This is a genomic window from Alkalihalobacillus sp. R86527, from assembly GCF_042466185.1.
GTDB lineage: Bacteria > Bacillota > Bacilli > Bacillales > Guptibacillaceae > Guptibacillus.
In genome coordinates this window covers 1,513,123-1,537,450 of the sequence record NZ_JAXHBW010000001.1, presented here as the reverse complement: position 1 = coordinate 1,537,450, position 24,328 = coordinate 1,513,123, and the positions used below count along the sequence as shown (strand labels likewise).

The window sequence follows — 24,328 nt, the reverse complement described above, 5'->3', positions numbered from 1 at the left end:
CGAACACCTCACTTAGAATTTGTTGATTTTTCTGTTAGGTCATACTTCTCAAGAAACTTGGTATTAAAATCGCCACTAACGAATTTCTCATGATTCATCAATCTCATATGGAACGGAATGGTTGTTTTAACACCATCTACCACAAATTCACCTAGTGCACGCTTCATTCTTGAGATCGCTTCTTCTCTCGTTTCACCGTACGTTATGAGTTTAGCAACCATGGAGTCATAAAACGGTAGGATATCGTATCCAGGATAAACGGCTGAATCAACGCGGACTCCAAATCCACCTGGTGGCAAATACATGTGTACATTACCAGGAGAAGGCATGAAGTTCTTATCGGGATCTTCTGCATTTATTCTACATTCGATTGACCAACCTTTAAACGTAACATCCTCTTGTTCAAACCCTAATTCTTCATTTGAAGCTACTTTTATTTGTTCTTTAATCAAATCAACACCAGTCACCATTTCTGTAACAGGATGTTCAACTTGAATTCTAGTATTCATTTCCATAAAGTAAAAATTCCCTGTTGGCTCAAAAATAAACTCAACAGTTCCTGCACCGGAATAATCAACTGCTTTTGCAGCTTTAACAGCTGCATCCCCCATCTTTTCTCTGATCTGGCTATCTAGTCCAGGTGAAGGCGTTTCTTCCACAAGCTTCTGAAGACGACGTTGAATAGAACAGTCTCTTTCACCTAAGTGAACAGCATTTCCATGATTATCAGCTAATACCTGAATCTCTACATGACGGAAATCCTCAATGAATTTTTCAATATACACACCAGGGTTACCAAATGCAGTTGAAGCTTCCTGTTGAGTGATATTGATGCCTTTTATTAGTTCTTTTTCATCTTTCGCGATGCGAATCCCTTTACCGCCACCACCTGCTGTAGCTTTAATGATGACGGGGTATCCCATTTCATTAGCTAGTGATACGGCTTCATCTGCATCCTTAATGATACCTTCAGAACCCGGAACAATAGGCACTCCCGCTTCTTTCATAGTTGTTCGGGCTACATCTTTGGTACCCATTTGACTGATTGCTTCAGGACTTGGTCCCACGAATGTAATATTACATTCACGGCAAAGTTCAGCAAAATCGGCATTTTCAGCAAGAAATCCATAACCAGGATGGATCGCATCCACACCAGTTACAGTGGCGATGCTCATAATATTTGTAAAGTTTAAATAGCTATCTTTAGCTGCAGTTGGCCCTATGCAATAAGCTTCGTCTGCGAGCCTAACGTGTAATGCTTCCTTATCAGCCTGAGAGTAAACTGCTACAGTTTCGATACCAAGCTCTTCACAAGCACGAATGATTCGAACAGCAATTTCTCCTCGGTTAGCAACGAGTATCTTTTTTATTTTCATATTGGTACCGCCTTATTCCTTTACTAGGAACAGAGGCTGTCCATACTCAACCAGCTGTCCGTCCTCTACGAGTACTTCAACGATTTCCCCTTTAACTTCTGCTTCGATTTCATTGAAGAGCTTCATAGCTTCAATAATGCATACGATGCTTTCTTCAGAAACTTTTTCTCCAACGTTCACGTATGCATCGGTATCAGGATTAGGACGAGCATAGAAAGTTCCAACCATAGGAGATTCAATTTTATGTAATGACTCATCAATCTGAGGTTCGGCAGATTCTTCTTTTGATTCTTCCTTAACTGGCGCCTTCGCTTCTGGTTGTGGAGCTTTAACCGGTGCTTCTTGAACAACAGGCTGCTGAACTTGCGGTGCTTCTGCGTATTGGACGTCATTTTTCTTAAGGACTACTTTAGAACCATCATTTTCATATTCGAATTCATCAATACTTGATTCATCGATTAATTTAATTAATTCGCGAATTTCTTGTACTTTTAACAAATTCTACACTCCCTATCTCTAATTTACGATCGTTTTTAATTATGAGGAGGTATTCTCTTTGAATATCGCCCCGTCTACTACTAATTATACCATAGATATTCTTTCCTTTAGTATTTCCTATACTTATCGCAAAGAATACAATCTATGAATTGAGACCATTCTATATGAGCAGGTCATAAGCCCACTAATCATAACATATCAAACTCGGCGTGGGTAGTTGCTCCAGTTAACACAGTCTCTTAACAAGAGTAACAAATAACGTAATCGTTTTCATTATCTAAAATCCAAAAAAATTAATGCGTCAAAACATTACAAATAAAAAAAGGCGGAGTCTCCTCCACCTTTCGTACCCTTTACTTTACAACTGGCTGGAACTCAACTGCAATTCGTTGTTGGTTTCCTAATTGTTCTTGTGCCAAAACCATGATGTTATTAGCTTCTTCATTTGAAAGCTGATCTGCCTTAACGATTACTCTTACTTTATTATCAGCGAGTGTATAGACAATTGCATCATTGTATCCTTCTGATTTTATCAAGTTTTCTAATACAGATTCCTTTTGTGATAGTGCGAGCAACTCCTGACGCTCTTCGTGTGCCTCATTCCTCAAATCTGTTGAAGCTTCACTTGCGATCACTGCTGTATATTCCTCTATTGCTGCGTCACGTTCTTCCTGAATATCTAGTCTTAGCGCCGCGAAAGTTTCTTCACTCGATACGCTGGATGTCACCATATCGCCTTCATTTGCATTCGTTTCTTTCGCTTTATCCTTTTCAGAAGACGCTTCACTTTGCTCTTGATCGTCCACAAACGCTACATTTTCTGAACCTGGTGTCATGATATAATATGCAGAAAGTACAATAATCAAACTTAGCATTGTAAGCAACCAGACCGTTTGCTTTTTTAAGACCATATTAAGAATCCCCCTTTTGGTTTTTCGGAAGTACCATAACTCTATGGCTTTTCACATCTAACAACCTTGTTACTGCGTCCACAATCATCTTCTTCGTTTGGGCACTTTCTGCTCCTTCAGCAACTACGACCACTCCACGAACGATTGGTTTTCTAGTTGATACTACTATAGGACCTTGACCCTTATCATCTTGAATCACGACAACTTGTTCTTCGCTTGATTGTTCTTCAATCTTTCGAGACCCACCTTCATTTGGAGATTCATAAGTATATTTATCTGTAGAAGTGCGGTTTTTCTCTATTATTTTCTCTTCCGTTGAATCCAGGTTTACGATAACAGTTGCGTTCGATACTCCTTTCACCTCATCTAACGCTTCCTTCAATTGAGTTTCATAATGATTTTCATATTCTGAAATCGTAGATGGGTTTGAATCTTTTTGGGCGAATGCAGCTTCACTTTCACTAGTTGCCTTATCCGATAAAACCATTTTAGAAGGTTCTGGAGATGCAAAGAAGTTTTCAGTAAACATGAAGAGTACGCCTATCCCTACTGCTATAACAATATATAAAAGCGGCATTCCTTTTTTCTTTTTAGGTTTTTTGAGCTGATCAAGCCAGCTGTTTGATTTACTTTCCATGTATCCTACTTCCCTCCCTCCACCTCAACTCCGACCTGGTTTGGATAAAGCTTCCATTCATCAGCTAGAAAATATGCCACTTTTTTCGCATCTGTATCGATCTCAATTTCCTCACTATCCGATATCGATATAGATACCGCTTCAATATCACTTACAACATTTTCTCCATTCGCTTCTTTTACTTTGACTACTATTTGATCAATATTTTTCTCACCTTCTACCTCACCTAAAGCTAACGATAAACCGCTAATTTCTAAATTGAACTGTTCCCTCAACTCCTTTTCAACTTGACTTTTCAATTGGACAGCCATTTGTTCTTCAATATATGCAGAGTTAGAAGCTTGTATTTCACTTTTCTTTGTTTCGATACTATTTTCCATCTGAATTTCCGTTCTCGAATCGTTTAACGTAACAGATCTCAGCATCGCGTCAAAATCCTCCGTGAAAATAGTTAGTAATGGTGAGAGGATAACCGCCATCAGCATAAGCCCGATCACCATCTTGACATACCTTTGCATGCTGGAGTTAGGCAACAACAATTCAAGTACAGTTGCAACCAGGATAAGCAAGATGATATTTGTTACCCACCCTGTAATAATATCCATCTAATCCCTCCCCTCAGCGAACCATCAGAGTGATGTTTCCAGAAGCAATAATGATTGTTACAGCTAAGAAAAACATGAGAGATACGATTGAGAGAGCAGCGAAAATAAATAGAACGCTCTTCGAAATGACATTCAAAGCCTCGATCATAGGGCCTCCCCCTAACGGTTGTATGACTGCGGCTGCGATATTATAGATTAATGCTAGCGCAAGCACTTTCAATGCCGGAAACGCACAAAGCATGAGAAGAATAACTACACCGGCTAGTCCAACAGTATTTTTCAATAAGACTGATGCACTCAAAACCGTATCGGTTGCATCAGTGAACATCCTCCCCACAACTGGGATGAAGTTACCAGTAACAAACTTGGCAGTTCTAATCGTTATACCATCTGCTACTGCTGTCGTTGCTCCTTGAACAGAGATAACCCCTAAGAATATGGCAAAAAACACACCTAGCGTACCAATCGCTATATTTCTAAGTAAATTAGAAAGCTGCGTCACTTTGTAATGTTCACTAATTGTGCTTACGATCGCTAGCACTGCTGAAAGAAACAACAGAGGGAGAACAAATTTCTGGATTAATAATCCACCAGTATTCACCAAAAACAACACGATAGGATGAAAAAAAGCCACAGAAGCTACGCCACCAACTGATGCCATAAGAGCGAGTAAGAGCGGAATGAGCGCTAGAAGGAAGCTCATCATATTCGTTATGGCCGTTTCGGTATATTGAATCGCTACATGAAAACTATTCAATGCTAGAATGATTAGCACCATATACGTGATCGAATATGCCACAGTACTTACTGCCTTATGTTCAAACGCATTTTGCATATTCTGAAGTAAGATACTGAATATCGTTAGTAATATTAAGCTGCCAAGCAACTTACCGTGCACTAATAATTCATGAAACAGGAATTTAACAAAACCCAATAGGTAAGCTTTAAGAGAAAGTTGTTTTTCTCCTTTCACAAATTCTAAAAATGAACCCTTTTGACTTTCTGGGAGAAAACCACCGTATTCGTCAAGCACTTCATTCCAGTATGCTTGAATTTCTTGCAAGCCTAGAGAATTCAACTGCTTGTCTACAAATTGGTCAGTCATCGTTGGCTTACTTTCACCCTCATCAGCAGATGCCAATTCAGATGGGATATATAAAATAAAGCAGAGGAAAAACAACAAGAGCATCATCATTTTTTTATGAGGCATGTCCTATTCCTCCTCCCACTCAAGACGGTAACAGCCGCAATACTGTTTCAATTATTAACTTAAGAATAGGAATTGCCATTGCCATGATAAGCAATTTTCCAGCGAGTTCGATTTTTGAGGCAATCGCTCCCTGACCGGCATCTCGCGTTATTTGCGCACCAAATTCTGCAATATAAGCAATTCCTATAATCTTAAGGACTGTTTCAACATAGATAACCTCTATATTCGCCTTGGCAGCGAGCCCCTCTAACATTTGAATAATATGTTGAATTTCCCCTATAAGGTAAAGAAAAATGATAGCACCAGTGAAAACGGTTATGGTAAAAGCAAAAACGGGCTTTTGTTCTTTAACAACAATGGCGAGGAATGTTGCGATCAACCCTATTCCAACTATTTGTACAATATCAATCGCCTACACCCCCTACCCCTGGAAAAGAAAAACTCCCCGGATTTTCTGAAATAGGTCATCGATAATTGTGATCACCATATATAAAACAACAATAAAACCTATTAATGTTACCCATTGCGCGTATTCTTCTTTTCCCATCTGCTTTAAAATCGTGTGGAGCATCGCTACTATAATGCCGATTCCAGCAATCTGAAATATTTTGTTCACATCATGATTCATCCGCTTATCCTCCCAGTGACTAAATCAATAGAATGACGAGAAGAACACCTCCGAGAAACCCCAAACTCTTAAACATCTTTTCATATTTCATTTGATTATTTCTCGCTTCTTGTTCTTCTCTCTCTAGATGAATCAAAGCTAGTTGAAGCTGCTTTTGTTCATGCTCACGATCTTGTTGACCAATCGTTGCACCAAGCTGCTTCATTATTTCTTTTTCTTCTGTTTTGAAAGCTGTATACTTCCATACTTCATCCATACTCTTTATCCACGCATCATAAGCCGTTGTATGTCCTTCTTCGAGTTTCTTTCGAAAGGAATCGAAAAACCATGAGACAGGATGACCGACTTGTCTACAAATATGACCACAAGCTAGGCTTAATGGGGTCATTCCATATACAATTTCTGCTTCTAAAGACTGAAGAGCAGACTTCAACATTCTAAGTTGCCTTGACCGTTCACTTACAGTCCTGGACCATTCCACACCAGCCCAGGTACTTGCTAACACAATTAATATTGCACCGAGTAGCTTCATGCTAGATCACCTTCGTACGACGTATTTCGTTTCCTTTATGATCTTTCACTGCTTTAACTGTCCCAGGTCCCTTGGACCTAGAAAGTTCAACAATGCGCTTGAACATACCTGATTTAATAAGCTCCTGTATGCTCGGTCGCCTATATAGGTCTTCAATTGTATTGCCATGAACGGTAACTACAAGGTGTATACCTGCGTTTACAGCTTCTATGATCGCTTCACTCTCTTTTAACCCTCCTATTTCATCAACGATGAGAATTTCCGGGCTCATAGAGCGAATCATCATCATCATTCCTTCAGCTTTAGGGCAAGCATCAAGAATATCGACCCTTTTTCCTAAATTATGTTGAGGTACCCCATGAACACACCCAGCAATTTCAGATCTTTCATCAATAATACCTACCTTTGAAGATGCAATTCGCCTTCTAGGATCTCCTTCAGCCATTAATCGCGTAAGGTCTCGTAACAAAGTCGTTTTACCAGAATTGGGAGGACCTAGGATCACTGTATTCATCCACCCTCCTGAATAAAGGTAAGATAACAGCGGAGTAGCAATTCCTATTTTTTCTTTTGCGATTCTTACATTGAATGAGGCAATATCCCGAATTGCTTTCACATTCCCATTCGATGTAATCACCTTCCCCGCTAGCCCAACCCTATGGCCACCCTGTATAGTGACAAACCCTTTTTTTAGCTCTTCCTCAAGTGCATATAAAGAATATTGACTCAGTTTATTGGTCATTTGCGAAGCATCGTCTCTTGAAATAAAGTACTCTCTGCCGTCTACTTGAGGAAACTGAGGGCTACCGTTGATGATAATTTCAAGCGGTCTGTTAATACGTAATCTAATTTCCTCAATCCCACCTCTTTCCACATTTGAATATCGTTTTATAATATTTTTAACTCCTTCGGGTAGGACACGTAAAACTTCATCCATAAATGTCCCCCTTTCCTAGCATGTACTCTTTACACTAGTATTCCGGAACAATATGAATTATGTCTTACCAGACAAGCTACAATTTCCAACGAGATTAAGGGGTAGAATACATGTTTGTAACCTATGACCTTGTGCCTTGAAAGGAAGTGGATAAAAAGAAAAACACCCGACACAAATGTGCGGGTGTTATCTCGCCTTCATTCCGTTCATTATAAAATGAATGGTTCTCTTCAACTCTTCTTCATCGTCCCAATCGTTATCTGGAAGTAGAATGTATCTCGTTAATAAAAAGCCGCCTATCGAAGTTGCAGTTAATCGAATCGCTGCTTGAGTAGGCATTTCAATCAGCTCTCCTTTATCTTGAAAGTGAGTGACGATTGCTTCTAGTCGGTTATAAACCTCTTTCCCAATACGCTCGATAAATTGGCTACGTAATTCATTATGAAAAGGGATTTCTTGAAGTAAAATTTTCACAATCGATATGTGTTTTTCTATGAATGTCTGGCGATTTTTCACTATCGCCGTTAAAAAATCTTCATAGCACTTATAGTTTTGACTCAGAACTTTGTCTAAGTCCCTAATAATAAATGGTGCTAGGAGATTGCTCATTACAGGAGTCACTATTGCTAAAAGCAATTCTTTCTTTGTTTTGTAATGTCGAAAAATCGTACCCTCAGCCACTTTTGCTCGCTTAGCGATCTCACTTGTTGACGATGAAGAATAGCCTTTTTCCGAAAACATTTGTATCGCTGCTTCAACAATTCTCTTTTGTTTTGGAGTTAGCTCTTCACCGTACAGATCGGTCTCACTAGTACGAAACAATTCTTCCAAACCTTCTTGCTCTCCCATAAAAACCACCTCTTAAATTCTCCTATGTTTTTTTAGTGCAAATATATTCATAACGATAAATACGAACGAAAATCCTCCAAGCACAAGTAAATCAATCCATATTTCACTAAATCCTTGCCCTCTGATCATTACATCTCGAAGAGCATCTGCACCATAATATAGAGGCGTCAACGGTCCTAGCCAACTTAAATAATCTGAGATTGTTTCTAAATTAAATAAACCAGCAAAAAAGAACTGTGGTACGACAACCAATGGGATGAATTGAATCATTTGCAGTTCGTTCTTTGCGAAAGCAGATAATAATATTCCAAGTGTTAGTGCACTTAGTGCTAGCATTACAGTAATGAATAACACATATACAAAGCTACCTTCCATCTTTAAGTCGATTACATAAATGCTATACAATGCGATGATCGAAGACTGGATAGTCGTGAACAATCCAAACCCTATTACATAACCCATCACGAGTTCCCATCGTTTGATCGGACTTGCAAGTAGTCTTTCCAAGGTCCCCTGCGTTCTTTCCCGTAAAAAGGAAACTCCGGCGATTAAAAACACAAAAAAGAAAATAAAGAAACCTACTAAAACCGGTCCAAAATAATCAAAAGTCGTCATATCATTAGAACCATATAAGTACTCTACCGAAACTGGTATAGATTTTGCATCGGTATTTAAACTTTGTTTAATATTATCAATTATTGCTTTACTAAGTGAAGGGTCACTACCCTCGAGAAGTATGCTTATCTCCCCTTTTTCAAAAGATAAAATTGCATCATAATTCTCTTCCTTTATGCCAGTCTCGGGGTTTATATCATCGTCTAAATTCACAAAGGAAACATTTTTTTGGTTCATATTATTAAAAACTGAACTCGGGGCATCGATTAAACCGATTTCTACCTCTAATTCTTCCCCATTAAAGACTAGAGCTAACATCGTTAATACGATGATCGGTGCTACTATCATTAACGCCATTGTACGTTTGTCATGCAAAAACTGCTTAAGGATACGGATTACGACTGCTATAACTCTCATGTTAATCACCCTCCATATGATAAAAACGCCTGCTCGATTGTTGATGCTCCAGTTTCTTTCTTTAATTCATCAGGAGTTCCGTTTGCAATTAATTGTCCGTCGCGAACCATCCCAAGCCTGGAACATCGTTCAGCTTCATCCATCACATGGGTAGTAACTACAATTAGTACACCGCTCTCCCGTAATGTCTCAAACGTTTCCCAAATCTTATTTCGCAAGGCAGGATCAATCCCTACTGTAGGTTCATCGAGAACAAGAATTTCAGGTTCATGCAATAAGGCAATTGCAAGAGAAAGTCGCCTCTTCATCCCTCCCGAAAAAGTCTCTACTCTTTTGTCCAACTCATTTTCTAAGTCCACTAGTTTCATGACTTGTCGGATTCGATCAGCTCTTTTCGAACGCTTCACACCATTAATACTTGCGAAGAAAGCCAAATTCTCCTTAGCTGTCAACTCATGATAAAGTGCATCAGCCTGCGCCATATATCCAATTCGTTTAATTAAAGCAAGGTCCGGCATTTTTTGATCAAAAACGGTTACTTCACCTTCTGAAGGTTCATCAATTCCACAGAGTAACTTAACAAGCGTAGTCTTCCCAGAGCCAGATGGCCCGAGCAGTCCATAGATTTCCCCTTTATTTAACGATAGTGCAACGTCTTTCAAAACGTTTTTTTTACCAAAACGCTTTGATACATGTGCATGAATTAAATTTGCCGTCATGAAGTCCCTCCTAAATAGTGAGTGATTACTCACTTTTATTATAATACAAAACGCTATATATTGAAAGTGAGTAATCACTCACTATTTATTCAAATAAAAAAACCGCTCATAAAGAGCGATTTTTTCTACCCACGTGAAACATATTCTGCTTTTCCTGTATCGATAACAAGTACATCTCCCTGATTGACAAAGAAAGGAACTTGGACAGTAAGGCCTGTTTCGACCGTTGCAGGCTTTGTGCCACCAGATGCTGTATCACCTTTGATACCTGGTTCTGTTTCTGTTACGAGCAATTCTACAGTGTTTGGTAATTCAATACCGATTGTTTCATCACCATACATGCGAATGGAAATTTCCATATTTTCCTTCAAGAACTTTAGTTCATACTTAATTTGATCAGCTGGAAGCTCTACTTGTTCAAACGAACTAGTATCCATGAACGTATGCATGTCTCCGCTAGCATATAAGTACTGCATCTTACGGTTTTCAATATGAGCTTTCGCTACTTTTTCACCAGCGCGAAACGTCTTTTCCTGGATTGCACCACTACGTAAGTTACGGAGTTTAGAACGTACGAAGGCAGCCCCTTTACCTGGTTTAACGTGTTGGAAATCTACAACTTGCCAGATTCCATTTTCCACTTCTATAGTAAGACCTGTTTTAAAATCGTTTACAGAAATCATTTATTGTCCTCCTCGTATGTTATTCACCAAGAATTAATAATTCTTTAGTAGAATGAGATAGTTTTTCATTTCCAGATTCGGTGATGACCGTATCGTCTTCTATTCGTACGCCACCTTTACCTGAGAGGTAAATACCTGGCTCCACTGTCACAACCATTCCTGGCTCTAAAACAGTGTCAGATTTAAAGGAAAGTCCTGGTCCTTCATGTACTTCAAGACCAACACCATGGCCGAGCGAATGCCCGAAGAATTCACCGTATCCTTTTGAAGCAATATAGTCACGCGAAATAGCATCCGCTTCTTTCCCGGTCATTCCTGGTTTAATTTGTTCCATAGCTTTCATCTGGGATTCAAGCACAGTATGGTACACCTTTTTCAATTCTTCACCTGGGTCTCCAATTGCAACTGTACGAGTAATATCAGAGCAATACCCCTTGTAATATGCTCCGAAATCGAGTGTGATGAGTTCGTTCTTCTGAATTACTTTATCTGATGCTACGCCGTGTGGAAGTGCAGAACGTTTACCTGACGCAACAATAATATCAAAAGATGAAGACGTAGCGCCATTCTTTCTCATAAAGAATTCTAGCTCATTAGAAACATCAAGCTCAGTTATACCAGTGCGTATATAACCTGTTATATGTTGAAATGCTGCGTCTGCAATTTCAGTAGCTTCTTTTAAAACTTGCAGTTCGTTTGCATCCTTAATCATACGATGCTTTTCAAGAAGACCACTAATCGGTACAAGAGTTCCCTCAACCTTTTTTTCGTAAGCTTTAAAAACGTTGTATGTAAGTTGTGTTTCTTCAAATCCTAGCTTTTTGACTCCAAGCTCATTTGCCACTTTTGCCACTTCATCAATGATAGGTCCCTTGTGCTGGACAATATCGTATCCCTTTGCTTGTTCATTAGCCTGATCCACATAGCGAAAATCCGTTACAAACTTTGCATCTTTCGCCGTGACTAATACAACGCCAGAACTTCCAGTGAAATGAGAAAAATATCTTCGGTTGCTTGCTGAAGTAATCAACATCGCATCAATTTCATATTCTTTAAATGACTCTCTTAGTTTTTCTAAACGCTCCATCTAATAGCCCTCCTCTTTGATTACAGAAATGACAATAGAGCTAGCTCATAGCTCTTCATTCCAAAACCTACAATCTGACCTTCTGATACTGGTGAAATAACAGATTGGTGACGAAATGATTCTCGTTTATGTACATTAGACATATGCACTTCAACCACGGGTACGTCTACGCTAGCAATCGCATCACGAATTGCATAGCTATAATGCGTAAAAGCACCTGGGTTAATAATGATACCCTTGGCATTCTCTGCCTCGTGAATCCAATCGATCAAATCACCTTCGTGATTTGACTGCTTGAAAGTGAGAGAAACACCATGCTTTTGAGCTAGGTCATTTAAGCGCACTTCTAGCGTCTCCAATGTCTCGTTACCATAAATCCCTGGTTCTCTTTTGCCTAATCGATTTAAGTTTGGCCCATTTAGTACGTAGAAATTGTTCATGAGAAGCCCCTTTACGATCTATGAGATTTAGAAGATTCAATACTCTGTTAAAGACTACAGATATTACAACAAAAAAAGAAGAATGTTCCATGAACATTCTACCATAGCTTCATTTGTTTGAATAGGACGCGCCATTTTGCTGGTTTTCATGGTACTCAAATGAAATTGAATATCCTATAAACACACCATATAAAACATAGAGACATAATGTAGTAATAATCGTATTCTTATCAAGTTTCATCATCGAAGGAAGATCAGGAAACATTGGGTTAAGTAAGTAGAAGACAATAAACCAGAGTACAATACCATATCCCAAACCAGCCAGCATATTATTTATTTTCACCATCGTTGCACGGTATAGAAAGGCTACCCCAATCGAAACAATTGCGATTGCTATAATCCCAATCCACTGTCCTAAATGGTCATTTTTCCATTCTCCTAACGCCCAAGGTGAGAGAATGAGAGAGGGAGGGACCTTTGTAAATTTAAATAAGTAAGTCACATAGCCGATCAATCCCCATATTAGACCTCCAGCTATTCCTATATTAAGAACTTTTGTTGTAAAACTAAGAGGTTGCTCTTTCTTATTTTGTTCTAATTCTTGACCATCCTTTTGACTCTCGTTTTCCATGTCTACACCTCCGATACTAGTCTATCCCAGAACACACGTGATTATTTATCTATAATTCACCTATTGAAGCGATTAAAAAAAAGTTTGTTGGGGAAAATGAATATTAACATCGCTTACCTAGAGGTTTTTCAATGTTTCTTGTAGAATGTAAGAAAGACATTTACAAGGTTTTGGAATGAAACACTTCATTCTACTTAAACAAAATAGGTTGGTGAGAGATATTGTCAGACACAAACAAACCCGCATATGGTGGGCAAGCGGTTGTTGAAGGTGTTATGTTTCAAGGAAAACACACATCTGTAACTGCAATTAGACGAAAAGATGATTCGATCGATTATCTTGAGATACCAAAAAAGCCAAAACCGATCCTATCTAAATTAAAGAAAATTCCTTTTATCAGAGGAGTCGTAGCCATTATTGATGCAAGTGGGAATGGTACGAAGCACCTTAACTTTTCATCTGAGCGGTATGATGTAGACCCTTCAGAAGATGAGGAAGCACTTAAAAAGGAAGAACCTTCAAAAATGACGTTTTTTCTTGGGGCTGCTGCTCTTGGTGTGATCTCATTTGCTTTTGTCAAAACTATTTTCACATTACTGCCTGCTCTTGCAGCAGCATCATTGGAATTTATATTTCCTGGTCACGTCATCCAAAATATCATTGAAGGTGTTATCAAACTCATTTTGCTACTCGGATATATCTATTTCATATCCTTAACTCCTATCGTTAAACGAGTCTTTCAATATCACGGAGCAGAACATAAAGTGATTAATGCCTATGAAGCAGGATTACCAATCACTGTTGAAAATGTTCAGAGCCAGTCACGACTTCACTTTCGATGTGGTAGTAGCTTCATACTCTTCACAGTTGTGATCGGAGTTTTCATATACTTAATGGTACCCTCTGATCCACTTTTAGTAAGACTCTTGTATCGCGTATTGCTTATTCCAGTAGTGCTTGGAGTTTCTTTTGAAGTACTGCAGTTAACAAATAAATTCCGCAACATTCCCATATTACGTGGATTAGGTTATCCAGGACTTTGGGTCCAGCTTCTGACCACAAAGAACCCTGATGATAAACAAGTTGAAGTAGCGATTTGTTCTTTTAAAGAATTACTTGCACGTGATAAGAAACACGAAGAAGAATCAACTAGCACACAAGTTGTTTAATGACGAACAGGAGGTGAATCATTTGTCACGCCGTGTTGTTCAACCTCTTATTTATACAATTATAGGTCTTGCTGCCATTGGATTTATTTGGAAGTTGTTTTCCGATCCGACAGGTCTACTAAAACAACTTCTAATCACCGCTGCAATCGGAGTCATTGTGATTATGATCATACGTAAATTCATGGCTAAAAAAATGGGTAAACCTAACTCTGCATACCAGAAAGCTGCTAAGCAATCTTCTAAGTTGCAGAAGAAACGAGGCGTATCACGAAAAAGCGCCCCTCACCTTCGTGTTATACCATCAAAGCGTTTAATACCTAAAAAACGTCCATTAAATGATGATAAAAAGCCGAATCCATTTACCGTTATAGAAGGTAGAAAAGGCAAAAAGAAAAATCGCGCGCTATTTTAAGACATAAATAAGGTGGCTGAGAGTACTCTCAGCCACCTTTGCTGTATAAAAGTATAGGATGTTAAAACCTTACTGATTCCGGTAGCTTTCTCCATTTTCTTAGAAATTGCTCGGTACGTTCCCTGCCAAAGGATATGAGTTTTTTCTGTTCTTGACGTTCTAATGAAAAATCTGTAGTTATCCCATGTCTAACGGGGATAAACACAATATTCTCTGCTTTTTGTTTTTCGATATAACGCGCATCATGCGCCTCTTTCATCGTTTCAAATAACGCTTGATACAATTCAATAGCGTTCTTTATTTTGTGTCCTGGGATCTTCTCAAAGCTCGCACTCAATTGAAATCCTAATACGGGTCGAAGTTGCTTATTTGATTCCTCAGGCTTAAACACCCAAAGTGGAAAATTACTTAATATCCCTCCATCTACTACTAGATGTTTCTTCCCATCAATTGTATAAAGTGGATGAGGCTTAAAAAAGAAAGGGAGGCCCGCACTCATTCTTACCGCTTTGGCAATTGAAAACTGTTCAGGTACAAACCCATACTGCTCTAAGTCATCAGGAATGACAATTAGCCTCCCCCGTGTGATGTCAGAGGCAATTATTTTAAGTGATCCTTCCTCAATATCCCCAAATGTTTCAATTCCTTTCTTCTTAAGCAATCCATGTACCCACTTTTCTAAATCCTTCCCAGAGTAAAGACCAAGTTTCCAATAAAGCATCAGCCATCTCATCAACGGAAAAGTAAAGCCAGGTTTTCGATCAAGTAACGCTTTAAGATTTGTCTCAAGAAGAATTTCTTCTATTTCATCACCCTTGTAACCCGCTATGATAAGAGCGGCAATTAATGCACCGGCACTTGTTCCTGCAGTGCGTTTAAATTGCAGTCCTCTATCCTCAACAGCCTGTAAAGCTCCAACTAGAGCGATTCCCTTTACTCCTCCACCAGAAAAGACCCCATCGATATACACGCACTACCACCCCTTCTCCTTATTAAATCGTAATCTTATATGAGACAATTTAGTACAAAAAAAGAACAATCCAATTATACTTCGGATTGTTCATCTACTTCATTTTTCCGTTGGACTTCACGCAAATCGCCAACACGGTCTTTTGTTTCTTCAAAATATTGAACAAGATCTCCAATTCTGTCAATCGCATCCCAGCTAAGATGATGTTCAATACCTTCAACATCTTCGTATATATTTTCCTCATTAACTCCAATAACACTAAGAAATTGTTCAAGCAGCGCGTGGCGGTCAACTAGTCTCTTACCTAGTTTCTTGCCTTTTGGAGTTAGCATAAAGCCACGATATTTCTCATAAACTACATATTTACCTTTATCTAATTTTTGAATCATTTTGGTTACTGAGGAGGGATGTACCTCTAAAGCTTCTGCAATATCAGAAACGCGTGCATAACCTTTGTCGTCAATTAGTGAATAAATACGTTCTATATAATCTTCCATACTTGGAGTAGTGGCCATTGGATTCCCTCCATCTTTTATTCCATTTGAGCCAATCAATAAAAGCATACACCATAGTATGGGCTGAGACAAGGAAAGGTTCCTCTTCTCTACTTTCAGGGAAACCTTCTTACCACTACTGATCTATACTTTTAATAGCTCTTTTCAAAAAAAGACAAGGAATAAGCGAGTTCGCTTATTCCTTGCATTCCATCATGTTCGATTAAAGCCCACACTTCAATTGAGCATTACAATTATCACATGTGTTGCATCCACCTATTTCTTTCACTTGTCCTTGTCTACACACAGGACACGTATTACCTACTTCTGAACCAATTGTAACATCTGTTGATCTTAAATCTGTAATCGTATCGACAAGTACAACCTGTTTCTTTTCTTCCATTCCATCTTCAAATTCAAGTTGTTCAAATGAATTTTCTTCAGCCTTCAATGTTAGTACTTGTGAGTCACGACTACCATCAACATAAACTGTTCCGCCTTTGGCTCCGCCATTATAAAGACGTTCATAAACTTTCTCTACTTGTTTTACATCATAGCCTTTCGGAGCATTTACCGTTTTTGATATTGAGCTATCCACCCATCTCTGAATCACGCACTGTGTATCAGCATGTTCTTCAGGAGCAAGTTCCATAGCCGAAACAAACCAATTAGGTAGCGTTTCAGCATCTGCTTCAGGATTTCTTGAATAGTATTCTTCTACAATATCAGCTTTTACTTCGATAAACTTCCCAAGACGTCCACTTCTGTAATAAGAGAAGGAAAAGTAAGGTTCAAGTCCCGTAGATACGCCTACCATCGTCCCTGTGCTTCCTGTAGGAGCGACAGTTAGTAAGTGAGAGTTACGTATTCCATAGTCAAGAATGCTATCCCTGATATCATTTGGCATCTGTTGCATGTACCCAGTATTGACAAAAGCCTCACGCAAACGATTCGTTTCAACTTCTGTTTTACCTTCAAGGAACGGGAAGCTCCCTTTTTCCTTAGCAAGTTCTACAGATGCACGGTAAGCAGTTGTTGCGATCGTCTCAAATATTTGATCTGTTAGCTTGTTTCCTTCTTCAGATCCATATACTGTTTCACAATAGATAAGAAGATCATGTAATCCCATTACCCCAAGGCCTACTCGTCGCTCGCCAAGCGCTTGGGTTTCATTATCTTTAAGAAAATAAGGAGTTGCGTTAATTACGTTGTCCTGCATACGGACGCCAACTTCAACCGTTTCTCTTAACTTATCGAAGTCAACCGTTTTTGTATCTTTATCTGCCATTTCAGCGAGGTTGACTGCTGCCAGGTTACATACGCTGTATGGAGCTAGAGGTTGTTCACCACAAGGGTTTGTCGCTACCACCTTTTGTCCATAAGAAGTTGCATTTGTTTTCTCATTCGCATTATCGATAAAGAAAATACCAGGTTCTGCAGAGTAAGTAGCACAAATATTGACAAGGTCCCAAAGTTCTTTTGCTTTCACTTTACGGTAAGTGCGTACAGGGAACCCTTGCGCTTCCCAATCTCGAACATCTCCACTTTCATGCCACTTTTGGTTATAGATTTCCATTTGTTCTTTTGTGTAGTTTTCTACATCTGGAAACTTGAGTTCATAGTATTCATTTTTATCTACAGCATCCATAAAGTCTTTCGTCAAACATACTGAAATATTCGCTCCCGTAAGGAAATCTGGATTGTGCACAGAGTACGTTCCACCAGTGCGGATCTTTTCGTTTGCATTTTGGATAACCTTTTCATCAAAGCCTCCATACCCTTGGATGCTTCGATAGTTAAGAATGCTTTGATACATAGACCGCTCAGTTTCTGTAAGTGGTGTAAACTTCAACTTATCTTCTGCGAGCTTCTTGATCTGCTCATCTTGTGTATTTTCTACAAGGTAGCGTAAGATTCTTGGATTTTGCATTTTCGAAATGATGAATTCGATAATATCTGGATGCCAATCCGCCAACATAATCATTTGTGCGCCTCTTCTTGAGCCCCCTTGCTCAACTAAATGCGTTAATTTCGCAATATCGTCAAGCCAAGAAACCGAGCCAGAGGATTTTCCGTTCACACCTCTTGCAAGGGCATTCCGAGGACGTAAGCTGGAACCATTCGTACCAACTCCTCCCCCTCGACTCATAATCTCCATGACTTGTTTACGATGTTCAGAGATTCCTTCTCTTGAATCTTGAGGATATGGCATAACATAACAGTTAAAATAGGTAACTTCCGTTTCTGCACCCGCACCATATAAGACACGACCAGCAGGGACGAAATTCATCGAAGAAAGCTCTTTATAAAAACGGTCTTCCCAGTACTCTTTTTCTCCACTCGTTGTTTCTACTTCTGCAAGACCCCGTGCATTTCTTCTGGCAATTTGCTCATAAAAAACTTCCAGGGGCTTTTCTATTACATCAAGAGACCGTACAATCATTCCTGACTCACGTTCTTCTTCAGAATCTAAAACACCTATATAATCTTCATGTACGATCACGTGAGCCTTTTTGGTCGAATGATCGACTTCCTCGATAAAACCAAGGCCTCGGGCAGGGAATTTCGGATCTTCTTTAATGGTAAGAACAACGAAATCTCCTTTTTTCAGGGTTCTCTTCTCGGTATCCTTAAAAGCATATCGATCCAACATCACCAGTCGACTTACCCCTTCGTGACTAACGTGCATATCATCAGTAATGGGATGAACCTGGGTAAACATCTCGATATCTTTGTTTAACTGCTCAATGTTGATTGACCTTCTTCTTTCTCCTGTCTTAATGGTCAATTGAACCCCTCCGTTTCAAAATCTTATTTGTCTCTTACAACAGCGATGTGAAAACTCGTAATGTATCGTCTGGATTAATAGTAGCACATGTCCATTCGGGAGACAATCATTTTTGACTACATATAGTACTTGAAAATATTCCACATACACTATATATAGTAATTCGTCATAATTCATCTTAATTTGTCAACTTTCAAATCCAGCGAATTCGATTGAAAACAATCGCTTTTGATAGCCAGACACCTGATAATCCTTAATAAAGAGAAAATTTGTTTATTGCTTTTTTCCATATGGTGTTTTAAATATTTGTATTCCTACTCATACAGGTTAGAACATTTGTTCTGTTAAAGTCAATATGAAAAAGCACCCATATCGGATGCTTACTTTTTATAGTTCCATTCATCACTCATATAACGCTCTACTGCAAGCTCATTAACATAAGCTTCCTGCTCTTCAGAGAGTTCAAATGGCACAAGTTCAATCCCTAAACCTTCTTCAAAACCATTATAAAATGCTTGGATTGCTTCTTCAAAAGTTACAGGTTTACTTCTCAACGCATTAATCGCCACGGCTTTTTTTCGAAATCCACGTTGCATGCGTTCACGAATGCGATCATTCTTAAATTTAAAACAATCGAATAGTTTATCTTCATCAATATCTAGCAGAATGGAACCGTGTTGAAGTATGACACCTTTTTGTCTCGTCTGTGCACTTCCAGCAACCTTCCTACCCTCAACGACCAGCTCATAATAAGAAGGAGAGTCAAAACAAACGCCTGACCTCGGCGAGCGAAGCTCTGCTTTTTCTTGCTCTGTTTGTGGAATGGCAAAGTAGGCATCTAGCCCCAGCTCGACAAATCCAAGCCTTAGTCCTTCTGAGATAACTCTATATGCTTCAGTAACGGTCTTTGGCATATTCGGATAATCTTCATTAACAATTACGCTATATGTAACTTCTTTATCGTGGAGAACGGCACGACCTCCCGTTGGCCTTCTGACAAAACCCAGATTGTATTTCTCAACTGATGTCAGATCGATATCACGATCGACTTGTTGAAAATACCCAACTGATAGAGTAGCCGGATCCCATCCATAAAACCTTATTACTGGAGGGATTTCTCCTTCACTATGCCATTTTAACAAAGCTTCATCAAGTGCCATATTGTATGCAGGAGAACGGTCTCCAGAACTAATAAATGCCCATTGCTTCATACAAATACTCCTTTATCCTTCCAGATTTCCTTTATCCTTTTTTAGTTTAGCAAAGCTAGGAATAGATCACCAATAAACTTTCCTCCTAATTTCACATTTTCTTTTTGCGGAAAAGGTAAAAGACGTGTAAACTTAACATTGTCGATTTTAGTTGAAAGGGTGTATTGGAACTTATGGAATGGATCATCGCATTACTAGTTGCCATCATCGTATATGTAGTCATTACTAGATTTCTACAAAAGAAGAAGTTGAAAACGCTAACCGAAGAAGAATTCATAGCGGGTTATCGTAAAGCTCAGTTAATTGATATTCGTGAACCAAAGGATTTCGATAACGGTCATATCCTTGGTGCAAGAAATATTCCAGTAAGTCAGCTCAAGATGAGAATGAAAGAAATTCGTAAAGATCAGCCTGTCTACATGTATGATCATAACGGAATCATTACTTCTCGTGCTGCAAGCATGCTAAGTAAAAACGGAATTAAAGATTTGTATCAATTGAAGGGCGGCTTCAAAAAATGGGGCGGCAAAGTTAAAAAGAAGAAATAAAAAGCAGCTGCGATGCAGCTGCTTTTTGTTATGCCTTTTGATAGCGTAAAATTGGTTTTCTTGCAGCGGTCGTTTCATCAAGTCTTTTAATAACAGTCGTATGCGGAGCTTCTTGAACGATTTCAGGATTCTCCTCTGCTTCCTTAGCAATCTGAAGAAGGCGATCACAGAACTCATCGAGGGTTTCTTTAGATTCTGTTTCAGTCGGCTCAATCATCATACATTCTTCCACATTAATTGGGAAATAGATCGTTGGTGGATGATACCCAAAGTCTAGAAGTCGCTTCGCCATATCAAGCGTTCTAACCCCAAGTTTCTTCTGCTTCTTACCAGAAATAACAAACTCATGCTTACAATGTTGAGTATAAGGAAGGACGAATGCATCCTGCAGACGTCTCATCATGTAATTAGCATTCAGCACTGCGTTTTCAGATACTTGCTTTAAACCGTCTGGCCCCATGGTACGGATATACGTATATGCTCGAACATTGATTCCGAAATTTCCGTAATAAGGCTTAACGCGTCCAATCGAATCTGGACGGTCATAATCAAATCGGTAAGCATCTTCTTCTTTAACTAGAACTGGCTTCGGTAAATACGGAACTAGATCCGCTTTGACCCCGACAGGACCTGATCCAGGCCCTCCCCCTCCATGAGGACCAGTAAACGTTTTGTGAAGGTTTAAGTGCACCACATCAAAGCCCATATCTCCAGGACGTGCCGCTCCCATGATTGCATTCATGTTAGCTCCATCGTAATATAACTTTCCTCCTGCTGAGTGAATAATCTCAGCCATTTCTGTGATGTCTTCTTCAAACAACCCAAGAGTATTTGGATTTGTAAGCATTAAAGCAGCAGTATCTTTATCAACTACTCGCTTCAAGTCTTCAAGATCGACAATACCTTTTTCATTCGACTTCACTGTCACGGCTTCGAATCCAGCAACTGTTGCTGAAGCAGGGTTTGTCCCATGAGCTGAGTCAGGCACGATTACTTTTGTACGGTTGAAGTCACCATTTGCTTCATGGAAGGCACGAATCATCATTAAACCTGTCCATTCCCCATGTGCTCCGGCAGCTGGTTGTAGCGTCACCTCGTCCATACCCGTTACTGCTATAAGGTTTTGTTGAAGGTTATACATCATTTCTAGGGCACCCTGTACAGTTTCTTCTTCCTGAAGTGGATGGATAGAAGCAAAGCCAGGGTATCGCGCGACGTCTTCGTTAATTTTAGGGTTATACTTCATCGTACATGAACCAAGTGGATAAAAACCTGAATCCACCCCGTGGTTCCGCTTTGATAGTGCAGTATAATGACGCATCAACTGAAGCTCAGAAACTTCTGGAAGCTCAGGCTCATTTTGTCGGTTAAATTCTTCTGGAAGCCACTCGTTTAGATCCAAGTCCGGTACGTCAAGCTCTGGAAGACTATAGGAAATTCTTCCGGGTTCACTTAGCTCAAATATTAAGGATTGGTCTTGATTCGTATTCATTGCGCTCCCCCCACTTCTTTTACAAAGGTATCAATTTCTTCTTTCGTGCGATTCTCAGTCACTGCCACCAACATATGATTCTCAAGATCAGGGTAATCACGACCTAAATCATAACCACCAATAATGCCTTTGCTAATTAATTTTTGGTTCATTTCCTTGACCGAACCGTTCAGCTTAATAACAAATTCGTTAAAATATACGCCATCGAAAACAGTAGTGAGCCCTGCCTTTTTTAATTGAGATTTTGCATAGTAAGCTTTTTTGATATTTTGTTCTGCCATTTTCCGAACACCCTCTTTACCAAGAGCGCTCATCGCTACAGAAGAAGCCAAGGCATTTAGAGCCTGGTTTGAACAGATATTAGATGTAGCTTTGTCTCGACGTATGTGCTGTTCGCGAGCTTGCAACGTAAGCACAAAACCACGTTGTCCCACTTCATCCTTCGTCTCTCCTACCAAACGGCCTGGCACTTTTCTCATCAGCTTCTTTGTTACGGCAAAATATCCACAGTGAGGGCCGCCATATTGTGCAGGAATCCCGAAAGGCTGGCAATCTCCAACCACGATGTCCGCTCCCATATCACCCGGGGGAGTTAAACGACCGAGAGCTAGTGGATTACTTGATACGACAAACATCGATTTATGCTGATGAACAATTTCTTCTAATTCTGGAAGTGGTTCTAGCTGTCCAAAGAAGTTAGGGTATTGAACCATTACACACGCTGTTTCATCATCCATCTCTTCTTTTAGTTTATCTAAATCTGTTACACCATTAATCGAGTCCACTTCAACAACATTTAAATGCTGTCCTCTTGCATATGTGTCAATAACTGCTCTCGCTTCTGGATGGACGGACTTTGAAACAATAATCTTTTTCTTTTTTGTTTGCCCAGCACTTAATAACCCAGCTTCAGCAAGCGCAGTGGGACCATCATACATTGATGAATTTGCTACATCCATTCCCGTAAGCTCACAGATCATTGTTTGGAACTCAAAAATCGCCTGAAGTTCACCCTGCGAAATCTCAGGCTGGTAAGGAGTATAGGCTGTATAGAATTCAGACCTTCTAATAACATGGTCTACAACTGAGGGAATCGAGTGATCATAAACACCCGCTCCTAAAAAGGAGGCATTTTGGATCGTATTTACATTTTTTGCAGCTAGTTTAGACATATAGCGAATAAGCTCCGGCTCAAAAAGCTGCTTCTCAACTTTTAAATCGCCTTTAAATCGAACGGCATCAGGAATATCCGCAAATAAATCTTCTATTGATTTCACACCGATTGTTTCGAGCATTTCTTTCTTATCGCGTTCAGTAGTGGGCAGATAGCGATGTTTCATGTATTCTCCTCCTCGTCGTTTCCCTTTATTTCTCTCTTTTGTAGAATGGCGTAGAAACTACCTTAGCTTTCAATCTCTTCTTTCTCACTTCAACCTCAACTACAGTTCCAAGTTCTGTATATTCCTTTTTCAGTAGGGCGAGGCCTACATTCTTCTTCAAAGTTGGTGATTGAGTACCGGTAGTTACTTCTCCAATATATTCATCCCCGATATAGACATCGTAATGAGTACGAGGAATACCACGGTCGATCATTTCGATCCCAACGAGCTTTCGTTCAAGTCCCTTTTCGCGCTGTGATGCAAGAGCTTCTTTACCAATAAAATCTTCTTCTTTCTTCGTTTTAACAGCAAAGCCAATCCCTGCTTCTAGTGGCGAAATGTCCTTTGTTAGCTCCTGTCCATATAATGCGAGCTTCGCTTCAAAACGTAGCGTATCCCTCGCGCCAAGACCACAAGGTAAAATACCTTCTGGTTCTCCCTCGTTCAAGATAGCGTTCCAGAGGTGAGGAGCTTGATTAGAAGCACAATAAATTTCAAACCCATCCTCTCCTGTATATCCCGTGCGTGATACAAGAGATTTCGTTCCAGATAAATCTACTTCATCCTTAAATTTAAAAAATCCGATTTCACTCAAATCAACATCAGTCAAACGTTGCAAAATCTTCTCAGCTTCTGGTCCCTGAATCGCCAGTTGAGCTACTTCGTCTGATTTATTTTCAAGAGAAACATTACCTTCTACATGCTCGTTTAACCAACCAAAGTCTTTTTCGATATTCGCCGCGTTAACAACTAGTAAATAATATGCGTCAGAAAATTTATATACAAGTAAATCATCTACTGTACCGCCATCTTCATAACACATCGCTGTATATTGAGCACCATTCACCTTCAGTTTACTAACATCATTGGTCATCATTTTCTGAAGGTAAGATAATGCATCTTCACCCTTCACTTCGATTTCACCCATATGAGAAACATCAAATAAGCCTGCTTGATTTCTTACAGCATGATGCTCTTCTTTTATACTGGAGAACTGAACGGGCAACGCCCAACCTCCAAAATCAATCGTCTTTGCTCCCATAGCTTGATACGTATCAAATAACGGTGTTTTCAATAACGATTCCATCTT

General features: G+C 39.5%; 27 protein-coding genes. 3 read left to right on the top strand and 24 right to left on the bottom strand.

The genetic code is table 11. The features are described 5' to 3' along the window. Nucleotides 1-8 precede the first annotated feature (8 nt). From accC to SJY16_RS07780, 17 genes are all read right to left on the bottom strand, one after another. Nucleotides 9-1,376, bottom strand: coding sequence for an acetyl-CoA carboxylase biotin carboxylase subunit (gene accC / locus SJY16_RS07860; RefSeq protein WP_377888564.1), 1,368 nt, complete (start codon nt 1,374-1,376; stop codon nt 9-11). Nucleotides 1,377-1,388: 12 nt separating this feature from the next. After that, complete coding sequence (gene accB, locus SJY16_RS07855) at nt 1,389-1,874, bottom strand: acetyl-CoA carboxylase biotin carboxyl carrier protein (RefSeq protein ID WP_377888562.1); 486 nt, start codon at nt 1,872-1,874, stop codon at nt 1,389-1,391. Between the two features lie 353 nt (nt 1,875-2,227). Next, nucleotides 2,228-2,785, bottom strand: a complete 558-nt coding sequence (locus SJY16_RS07850) for a SpoIIIAH-like family protein (protein ID WP_377888561.1) — start codon at nt 2,783-2,785, stop codon at nt 2,228-2,230. Nucleotide 2,786: 1 nt separating this feature from the next. Then, nucleotides 2,787-3,422: a stage III sporulation protein AG gene (gene spoIIIAG, locus SJY16_RS07845; RefSeq protein WP_377888559.1), complete on the bottom strand. Its 636-nt coding sequence runs from the start codon at nt 3,420-3,422 to the stop codon at nt 2,787-2,789. A 5-nt stretch (nt 3,423-3,427) separates the two neighbouring features. Then, complete coding sequence (gene spoIIIAF, locus SJY16_RS07840; protein ID WP_377888558.1) at nt 3,428-4,027, bottom strand: stage III sporulation protein AF; 600 nt, start codon at nt 4,025-4,027, stop codon at nt 3,428-3,430. 13 nt (nt 4,028-4,040) lie between these two features. Continuing rightward, on the bottom strand, nt 4,041-5,237 hold the full coding sequence (gene spoIIIAE / locus SJY16_RS07835; RefSeq protein ID WP_377888557.1) for a stage III sporulation protein AE: 1,197 nt from the start codon (nt 5,235-5,237) through the stop codon (nt 4,041-4,043). Nucleotides 5,238-5,256: 19 nt separating this feature from the next. Next, nucleotides 5,257-5,646 carry a stage III sporulation protein AD gene (gene spoIIIAD / locus SJY16_RS07830; protein WP_377892121.1) on the bottom strand — a complete coding sequence of 130 codons (390 nt, stop codon included), beginning with the start codon at nt 5,644-5,646 and terminating at the stop codon, nt 5,257-5,259. A gap of 12 nt (nt 5,647-5,658) precedes the next feature. Then, the gene (spoIIIAC, locus tag SJY16_RS07825) at nt 5,659-5,865 is read right to left on the bottom strand and encodes a stage III sporulation protein AC (RefSeq protein WP_224878330.1); all 207 of its coding nucleotides are present in this window, start codon (nt 5,863-5,865) and stop codon (nt 5,659-5,661) included. Nucleotides 5,866-5,884: 19 nt separating this feature from the next. Continuing rightward, nucleotides 5,885-6,397, bottom strand: coding sequence for a stage III sporulation protein SpoIIIAB (gene spoIIIAB / locus SJY16_RS07820; protein ID WP_377888556.1), 513 nt, complete (start codon nt 6,395-6,397; stop codon nt 5,885-5,887). A gap of 1 nt (nt 6,398) precedes the next feature. Next, nucleotides 6,399-7,334 carry a stage III sporulation protein AA gene (gene spoIIIAA, locus SJY16_RS07815; protein ID WP_377888555.1) on the bottom strand — a complete coding sequence of 312 codons (936 nt, stop codon included), beginning with the start codon at nt 7,332-7,334 and terminating at the stop codon, nt 6,399-6,401. Between the two features lie 186 nt (nt 7,335-7,520). Further along, nucleotides 7,521-8,183, bottom strand: coding sequence for a TetR/AcrR family transcriptional regulator (locus SJY16_RS07810; RefSeq protein WP_377888554.1), 663 nt, complete (start codon nt 8,181-8,183; stop codon nt 7,521-7,523). 12 nt (nt 8,184-8,195) lie between these two features. Beyond that, nucleotides 8,196-9,215 (bottom strand): ABC transporter permease, encoded by a 1,020-nt coding sequence (locus SJY16_RS07805; RefSeq protein WP_377888553.1) that lies wholly within the window; start codon nt 9,213-9,215, stop codon nt 8,196-8,198. A gap of 5 nt (nt 9,216-9,220) precedes the next feature. Then, entirely contained in the window at nt 9,221-9,934 is a 714-nt protein-coding gene (locus tag SJY16_RS07800; RefSeq protein WP_377888552.1) for an ABC transporter ATP-binding protein, read from the bottom strand. A gap of 125 nt (nt 9,935-10,059) precedes the next feature. Further along, nucleotides 10,060-10,617, bottom strand: coding sequence for an elongation factor P (gene efp / locus SJY16_RS07795; RefSeq protein WP_377888551.1), 558 nt, complete (start codon nt 10,615-10,617; stop codon nt 10,060-10,062). 19 nt (nt 10,618-10,636) lie between these two features. Next, entirely contained in the window at nt 10,637-11,704 is a 1,068-nt protein-coding gene (locus SJY16_RS07790; protein WP_377888549.1) for a M24 family metallopeptidase, read from the bottom strand. Between the two features lie 20 nt (nt 11,705-11,724). Next, on the bottom strand, nt 11,725-12,144 hold the full coding sequence (aroQ, locus tag SJY16_RS07785; protein WP_377888547.1) for a type II 3-dehydroquinate dehydratase: 420 nt from the start codon (nt 12,142-12,144) through the stop codon (nt 11,725-11,727). A gap of 109 nt (nt 12,145-12,253) precedes the next feature. After that, complete coding sequence (locus tag SJY16_RS07780; protein WP_377888546.1) at nt 12,254-12,775, bottom strand: YqhR family membrane protein; 522 nt, start codon at nt 12,773-12,775, stop codon at nt 12,254-12,256. 221 nt (nt 12,776-12,996) lie between these two features. On the opposite strand from SJY16_RS07780, the gene SJY16_RS07775 reads away from it, so the two are divergent. Together SJY16_RS07775 and SJY16_RS07770 are read left to right on the top strand one after the other, a co-directional pair. Next, nucleotides 12,997-13,944 (top strand): DUF1385 domain-containing protein, encoded by a 948-nt coding sequence (locus SJY16_RS07775; protein ID WP_377888544.1) that lies wholly within the window; start codon nt 12,997-12,999, stop codon nt 13,942-13,944. Between the two features lie 22 nt (nt 13,945-13,966). Beyond that, nucleotides 13,967-14,356: an SA1362 family protein gene (locus SJY16_RS07770; protein ID WP_377888543.1), complete on the top strand. Its 390-nt coding sequence runs from the start codon at nt 13,967-13,969 to the stop codon at nt 14,354-14,356. Nucleotides 14,357-14,417: 61 nt separating this feature from the next. On the opposite strand, the gene SJY16_RS07765 is transcribed toward SJY16_RS07770, so the two are convergent. The 4 genes from SJY16_RS07765 to SJY16_RS07750 form a co-directional block, all read right to left on the bottom strand. Beyond that, nucleotides 14,418-15,326, bottom strand: coding sequence for a patatin-like phospholipase family protein (locus SJY16_RS07765; RefSeq protein ID WP_377888541.1), 909 nt, complete (start codon nt 15,324-15,326; stop codon nt 14,418-14,420). Nucleotides 15,327-15,400: 74 nt separating this feature from the next. Next, nucleotides 15,401-15,841, bottom strand: coding sequence for a transcriptional regulator MntR (gene mntR, locus SJY16_RS07760; RefSeq protein WP_377888540.1), 441 nt, complete (start codon nt 15,839-15,841; stop codon nt 15,401-15,403). A 202-nt stretch (nt 15,842-16,043) separates the two neighbouring features. After that, the gene (locus SJY16_RS07755) at nt 16,044-18,542 is read right to left on the bottom strand and encodes a vitamin B12-dependent ribonucleotide reductase (protein WP_377892118.1); all 2,499 of its coding nucleotides are present in this window, start codon (nt 18,540-18,542) and stop codon (nt 16,044-16,046) included. A 446-nt stretch (nt 18,543-18,988) separates the two neighbouring features. Further along, nucleotides 18,989-19,819 carry a lipoate--protein ligase family protein gene (locus SJY16_RS07750; RefSeq protein WP_377888538.1) on the bottom strand — a complete coding sequence of 277 codons (831 nt, stop codon included), beginning with the start codon at nt 19,817-19,819 and terminating at the stop codon, nt 18,989-18,991. A 173-nt stretch (nt 19,820-19,992) separates the two neighbouring features. On the opposite strand from SJY16_RS07750, the gene SJY16_RS07745 reads away from it, so the two are divergent. Further along, a complete protein-coding gene (locus SJY16_RS07745) occupies nt 19,993-20,367 on the top strand; it encodes a rhodanese-like domain-containing protein (RefSeq protein ID WP_377888537.1) in 375 nt (124 codons plus the stop codon). Nucleotides 20,368-20,395: 28 nt separating this feature from the next. Here SJY16_RS07745 and gcvPB read toward each other — a convergent pair whose 3' ends face one another. Genes gcvPB through gcvT form a run of 3 tightly spaced genes read right to left on the bottom strand, consistent with a single transcriptional unit; the run spans nt 20,396 to nt 24,325 of the window. Continuing rightward, entirely contained in the window at nt 20,396-21,859 is a 1,464-nt protein-coding gene (gene gcvPB, locus SJY16_RS07740) for an aminomethyl-transferring glycine dehydrogenase subunit GcvPB (RefSeq protein WP_377888536.1), read from the bottom strand. Further along, complete coding sequence (gene gcvPA / locus SJY16_RS07735; RefSeq protein ID WP_377888535.1) at nt 21,856-23,199, bottom strand: aminomethyl-transferring glycine dehydrogenase subunit GcvPA; 1,344 nt, start codon at nt 23,197-23,199, stop codon at nt 21,856-21,858. The genes gcvPB and gcvPA overlap by 4 nt, the downstream gene beginning before the upstream one ends. A 25-nt stretch (nt 23,200-23,224) precedes the next feature. After that, entirely contained in the window at nt 23,225-24,325 is a 1,101-nt protein-coding gene (gcvT, locus tag SJY16_RS07730) for a glycine cleavage system aminomethyltransferase GcvT (RefSeq protein ID WP_377888533.1), read from the bottom strand. Nucleotides 24,326-24,328: the final 3 nt, after the last annotated feature.

Bases quoted from the DNA above. Each gene is read 5' to 3' on its own strand.
- accC (WP_377888564.1), bottom strand. From the start codon at position 1,376: ATGAAAATAAAAAAGATACTCGTTGCTAACCGAGGAGAAATTGCTGTT.
- SJY16_RS07850 (WP_377888561.1), bottom strand. From the start codon at position 2,785: ATGGTCTTAAAAAAGCAAACGGTCTGGTTGCTTACAATGCTAAGTTTG.
- spoIIIAG (WP_377888559.1), bottom strand. From the start codon at position 3,422: ATGGAAAGTAAATCAAACAGCTGGCTTGATCAGCTCAAAAAACCTAAA.
- spoIIIAF (WP_377888558.1), bottom strand. From the start codon at position 4,027: ATGGATATTATTACAGGGTGGGTAACAAATATCATCTTGCTTATCCTG.
- spoIIIAE (WP_377888557.1), bottom strand. From the start codon at position 5,237: ATGCCTCATAAAAAAATGATGATGCTCTTGTTGTTTTTCCTCTGCTTT.
- spoIIIAC (WP_224878330.1), bottom strand. From the start codon at position 5,865: ATGAATCATGATGTGAACAAAATATTTCAGATTGCTGGAATCGGCATT.
- spoIIIAB (WP_377888556.1), bottom strand. From the start codon at position 6,397: ATGAAGCTACTCGGTGCAATATTAATTGTGTTAGCAAGTACCTGGGCT.
- spoIIIAA (WP_377888555.1), bottom strand. From the start codon at position 7,334: ATGGATGAAGTTTTACGTGTCCTACCCGAAGGAGTTAAAAATATTATA.
- SJY16_RS07810 (WP_377888554.1), bottom strand. From the start codon at position 8,183: ATGGGAGAGCAAGAAGGTTTGGAAGAATTGTTTCGTACTAGTGAGACC.
- SJY16_RS07805 (WP_377888553.1), bottom strand. From the start codon at position 9,215: ATGAGAGTTATAGCAGTCGTAATCCGTATCCTTAAGCAGTTTTTGCAT.
- SJY16_RS07800 (WP_377888552.1), bottom strand. From the start codon at position 9,934: ATGACGGCAAATTTAATTCATGCACATGTATCAAAGCGTTTTGGTAAA.
- efp (WP_377888551.1), bottom strand. From the start codon at position 10,617: ATGATTTCTGTAAACGATTTTAAAACAGGTCTTACTATAGAAGTGGAA.
- SJY16_RS07790 (WP_377888549.1), bottom strand. From the start codon at position 11,704: ATGGAGCGTTTAGAAAAACTAAGAGAGTCATTTAAAGAATATGAAATT.
- aroQ (WP_377888547.1), bottom strand. From the start codon at position 12,144: ATGAACAATTTCTACGTACTAAATGGGCCAAACTTAAATCGATTAGGC.
- SJY16_RS07780 (WP_377888546.1), bottom strand. From the start codon at position 12,775: ATGGAAAACGAGAGTCAAAAGGATGGTCAAGAATTAGAACAAAATAAG.
- mntR (WP_377888540.1), bottom strand. From the start codon at position 15,841: ATGGCCACTACTCCAAGTATGGAAGATTATATAGAACGTATTTATTCA.
- SJY16_RS07755 (WP_377892118.1), bottom strand. From the start codon at position 18,542: ATGTTTACCCAGGTTCATCCCATTACTGATGATATGCACGTTAGTCAC.
- SJY16_RS07750 (WP_377888538.1), bottom strand. From the start codon at position 19,819: ATGAAGCAATGGGCATTTATTAGTTCTGGAGACCGTTCTCCTGCATAC.
- SJY16_RS07745 (WP_377888537.1), top strand. From the start codon at position 19,993: ATGGAATGGATCATCGCATTACTAGTTGCCATCATCGTATATGTAGTC.
- gcvPB (WP_377888536.1), bottom strand. From the start codon at position 21,859: ATGAATACGAATCAAGACCAATCCTTAATATTTGAGCTAAGTGAACCC.
- gcvPA (WP_377888535.1), bottom strand. From the start codon at position 23,199: ATGAAACATCGCTATCTGCCCACTACTGAACGCGATAAGAAAGAAATG.
- gcvT (WP_377888533.1), bottom strand. From the start codon at position 24,325: ATGGAATCGTTATTGAAAACACCGTTATTTGATACGTATCAAGCTATG.